Source organism: Moorena sp. SIO2C4 (genome assembly GCF_010672485.1).
GTDB classification, from domain to species: Bacteria; Cyanobacteriota; Cyanobacteriia; order Cyanobacteriales; family Coleofasciculaceae; genus Moorena; species Moorena producens.
Map to the genome: position 1 here is coordinate 1 of NZ_JAAHGN010000612.1, position 4475 is coordinate 4475.

The following is a 4475-nucleotide window of genomic DNA, read 5'->3' on the forward strand; positions in this document are numbered from 1 at the left end:
TCTCAGCTACTATTTTTTGCTCATCGGTCAGATTAGCGCTGACCTCAATGAGCCGCTCAGCTTGCTCGATAAACCCAGGGTTGACAACGTCAGTATTAATCTCGCCGTCTTCGTTAACCAGACTAACCTCTGTACCATCTTCAAGAGTGACGGTACGCTCCTCCCGATTCAGAGTACCCTCTACAAGCAGAAAAGGTTCTGGTTCTGGTGGTCTAAATTCAGACCCAGAGCTCAAGGCAAAGGGAGTAACGTTGCCCCACTGGGGAGTCAAAAACCGTTGCAGCCTGGCATCCGGGCTGTCAATTGGTACCCGCTCTGGTGTCCAGCGAGTGATATCGACGATGTTATCGGGACCGTTGAGAGGCTGATAGCCAGTGGTGTCGGAGTAAGGAACACCAAGTGTACCCCTCGGGTCATTTCCTAACTGGTTGGAACCATCCTGACGTCGGAACTGCAATAAGCTGTTGGCTACTGTTTTACCAACGTTGGTAGCAGTAGGGATAGAAGCAGAGTTGCCAGCAAGCGATCGCACATCAGTCAGAAGGGCATCGAAAGAAGCAACCTCAGAAGGGAAAAGGTCCGAGAGGACGCTATGAGCGGCATAGCTAATCGCTAGAGACTTATTTTCGAGGGTGTTCTCAATATCAGGACGTTGCAGAGTATCCCCAAGAGTGGTGCTAATCGGTGTTCCTTCATAAGCCGACCAGGCATCGTACATAGCAGTACCCAAGATGCCATAAGCCCGGGAGGCTCCTGTCGGACCCAATTGCGGGTTATTTTCTACTGCCCTCAAGGCTTGATCCACCCACAGATTAGCGCTGTTGTCTAGTGTCAGGTCTATGGCTTGTGCTGGTAAGCCAAGGGATAGCCCTGCGGTTGTTACTCCAATGGTTAGGAGTGAGGAGAGATGCTGTCGTTTTGTCAGCCCTTGATGGTGAGCCGAAAATAAATTTTTCATATTTACACCCGTGACTGGTTGTTCTTGAAAAGACCTTTTGCAAAAGTCAATTTCTACCAGGTAACTACAGTAGTTATCACCCTGTTGTTGGCTTTTTATGCAAGAGGTCTAAAAATTGGACGGTAGATTGGACGGTTTTTACGAGGCAACTACAGTAGTTATCACCCTGTTGTTGGCTTTTTATGCAAGAGGTCTAAAAATTGGACGGTAGATTGGACGGTAGATTGGACGGTAGCAAAAGGTCCTTCCCGATCGGATTGGTTACCTGGGAAAAAGCAATGATGAGATCAGGTCGTCTCACCAATTTAGGATAAAATTTAGGATAAATAGTCTCCCGAGAACACTACAGGGTAAGCATTCAGCATTCAGCATTCAGCATTCAGCATTCAGCATTCAGGTATCAGCATTCAGGTATCAGCATTCAGGTATCAGCATTCAGCTATCAGCATTCAGCTATCAGCCATTGGCAAACGGCTGACGGCTGACGGCTGACGGCTGACGGCACCTCAAGTAGCACCATCTGTAGCGCATATGCTTACACTACAGGTAAAAACACTGATGTCTTGCCGTTGAATCAAGTTCCAAAATAGATTCAAATAAGACCCATATTATAGTAGCATGGTAAACGCATCTTGTCAATTAATTCGTAATTATTCTCAATAATTAAAAAAAAATCGAAAAAAATTATCAATAAATTCTGCATTCTTGTGGTTGTTGACAAGGCATTTTACACATATAGTGTTTTGTGAATTCAATAAACACTATATATAAGTCATAAAATTAGATGCGTTTACCCTGAACAGACTAGGAACTCTGAGCATAAATTCCTTAGATCTGGTTGATTAATCAGAGTCTTTGGGAGTTCTCGGTACTTGACACATAGGTCAAAATTTTTGGCTAGATTTAAATCCTTCACAGTTATCATCCGTATTTTCACAAACAACGTCAATCCTCATCAGTAAACTTCTTGGTAACTTTAAGAAATCTTCATAAAAGATATCCATATTTTCACAAGTTTCACAGAAACTGGGAATCGTCATGATTAGAGTTACCGCTACCAGGGTAAACCGGGACAAAATTCTGACCATAATTAGCTCAATATCCCAGAGGCCAAAACCATCGCTAGATCAGGTTTACTGCCTTAAGTTGGTAGCACTTATTAATCACGTTTCTGTTATTGATTCGATTTGGCCAACCTCATGGTCATGATCTTCACAAATTAGTCTCGTATTTTCACAGGAAAAATCCCTGGTCATAATCAGAGTTACTGATAACGACCAGTAGTTTTCACAAATCCTCAGGTTTTGTTCACCTAATTGTCACAATCTTCACAGAGTTCGTATTTTGAGTAATATAGCAGTCGCCAGGGCAGTTAGGAGATGACAAAAGTCTCAAACCTAAGTAAGCGCAAGAGTTTTACTTCTGACTTCTGACTTCTGCTATAACTCCCCAAAATTGCGGGGATTTCAGCTAGGGAAAAGGTATTTGGCGAAATATGAACTGTTATGAAACCTTTTCCCTTTTCTGGTTGAGCTTTATTGACCTGAATCAGTAGTAAGCTACATTAATCATTGAACCGTTGACTTGAGATGTTTATGCGCTAACCACTACTCGTCCTACAGGACGAGCCACACAAGTCAAAATCATCCCTTGTTGCCGTTCGTCCTCTTCCAGAGCGTCAGGCTGTTCATCATACTCTACCTTCCCTTCTATAAGCTTGCGCTTACAAGCACCACAGGCTCCCATGCGGCAACCACTTGGTAATGGCACCCCTTCTTGTTCCGCCACATCTAGGATGACATCCTCAGCATCACAGGTGACCTCCTTGCCAGACTCAGCAAAGACCACAGTGGGTTCATTAGAGGTTGATGGTGATTCTACTAGGTGTAGTCTAGGACGATCTTCCCCTTTGACTGGTTCAGGAGTTGTTGCTGCTGCTTTCTTTTTTGAGGGCTTTTTGCCGCCAAAGCTCTCTTCATGGTAGTTTTCCATGGGGAAGTCTAGACCGGCTAGCATCTCTTTCACCCCTGCCATAAAGGGATTCGGGCCACAGACATAAACAATGCGATCGCGAAAATCTGCAGCCATCTCTGCCAGCATGGCTTCATTGAGTCTTCCGGTATAACCGGACCAAGCTTGGTCGAGTTCTGGGCGAGTCGTGGTAATCGCCAGCTTAAAATTAGGGTGCAAAGCGGCCATCAACTGTAATTTCTGATGGAAGATGATATCTTGTGGGCTACGAGCACTGTGGACAAACACAACATCCACATCAGCACCGGTATCACAAAGCCATTTGGACATAGACATGATCGGGGTAATGCCACTACCTGCTGAAATAAACAGCAGTTTATCAGCCCTATGGTCAGCACAGGTAAATTTCCCCATTGGACCATTTAATCTCACCTCGGACCCAACTTTGATGTTGTCGTGCAACCAGTTAGACACCAAACCCGCTGGCACATCAGGAGCGTCCGCTGGTGCTGGAACTCTCTTGACAGTAATTTCCAAGGTATGAGGACGTGAGGGGGCCGAAGATATGGAGTAGGAACGCTTCACTGGTTTGCCATCAATCTCCAAATCGAGAGTGACAAACTGACCTGGCTTGTAGCTGAACAGTATTGGTGGTTCGGCAACGAAGCGAAATGTTTTCACATCATCGGTCTCATTAATGACCTGTACACAGCGGACAGTAATCTCACCCTTAGTCCACTGCTTGATTCCAGGGCTATTACCATCTACCAGGTTGGCTTCCTGGTTAGAGCCATAGAGCTGTAGGTCTTTGACCAACAACACAAATTCACCGATGCGGATGATATCATCTTCCTTCAGGAGCCAGTTTTGGTTAACATCTACCTCCTCATTATTGATCCGAGAGCCATCGGTGCTACCGAGGTCAGTAAAGAAACACTGTCCCCTTATGCATAGGATTCTGCCGTGTACACGACTCACTACAGGACTATCCAAGACTAGGTCACAGCTCGGATGGCGGCCAATCAGATACTCACCTTGAATTCCAGTTGCTGGTTTCAGGGTTTTTTCCTGTAACTCGTTGGTTTGGTAGTTGATGATTGTAGTCGTCAGCATGTTTTGTGTCACTCCACATTACCGAACTAATGGGTCAATTGCGTCAATTGCTGAAATTTATGAAGGTATCGTCTATTGTGAGCTCACAATTCATCTCAACTTGTCTTCATCGGTAGTACCGATACTTTTTAGCTACCAGAATCTACCAAAAGCAGATCTTGGCTCACTAATGCAAGCTGATTTCTCAGCCAGGGGGTATCTCCCAAAGCCCGTAGGAATATCCCACGAGCGCCGTTAATGTCCCGATCCATTGTTCGGCCATCAACTTTTGATTTAATTACTTTGCTTGCGCCAATGTTGACTAACTGTTAGAGTCGATGTCCCCTATTAAGGGGAGCATCTCTCCTACAAATCCGTACGTGCGACTTTCGTTGCATACGGCTCCTAAGTATCTTTTTGGCTGCTGTGTATGTATTGGTGGCAGCTCTGGTGA

At 45.1% G+C, this 4475-nt stretch carries 3 protein-coding genes and 1 pseudogene; all 4 read right to left on the reverse strand.

Going from position 1 to position 4475, the window contains the following annotated elements; all coding sequences use genetic code 11:
- Window positions 1-958, reverse strand: a 958-nt coding sequence (locus F6K20_RS25615; protein ID WP_353736829.1) for a DUF6851 domain-containing protein, incomplete at its 3' end; no start/stop codon positions are given.
- Window positions 959-1842: 884 nt separating this feature from the next.
- Window positions 1843-2046: a hypothetical protein gene (locus F6K20_RS25620; RefSeq protein WP_008190940.1), complete on the reverse strand. Its 204-nt coding sequence runs from the start codon at window positions 2044-2046 to the stop codon at window positions 1843-1845.
- Between the two features lie 505 nt (window positions 2047-2551).
- Entirely contained in the window at window positions 2552-4042 is a 1491-nt protein-coding gene (locus F6K20_RS25625) for a 2Fe-2S iron-sulfur cluster-binding protein (RefSeq protein WP_502708876.1), read from the reverse strand.
- Between the two features lie 128 nt (window positions 4043-4170).
- A pseudogene (locus F6K20_RS40870) lies at window positions 4171-4350 on the reverse strand (RNA-guided endonuclease TnpB family protein); the annotation flags it as partial.
- Window positions 4351-4475: the final 125 nt, after the last annotated feature.

What these genes read in the sequence shown, in the direction of transcription:
- F6K20_RS25625 (WP_502708876.1), bottom strand. Translation starts at nt 4,042, where the DNA reads ATGCTGACGACTACAATCATCAACTACCAAACCAACGAGTTACAGGAA.
- F6K20_RS25620 (WP_008190940.1), bottom strand. Translation starts at nt 2,046, where the DNA reads ATGGTCAGAATTTTGTCCCGGTTTACCCTGGTAGCGGTAACTCTAATC.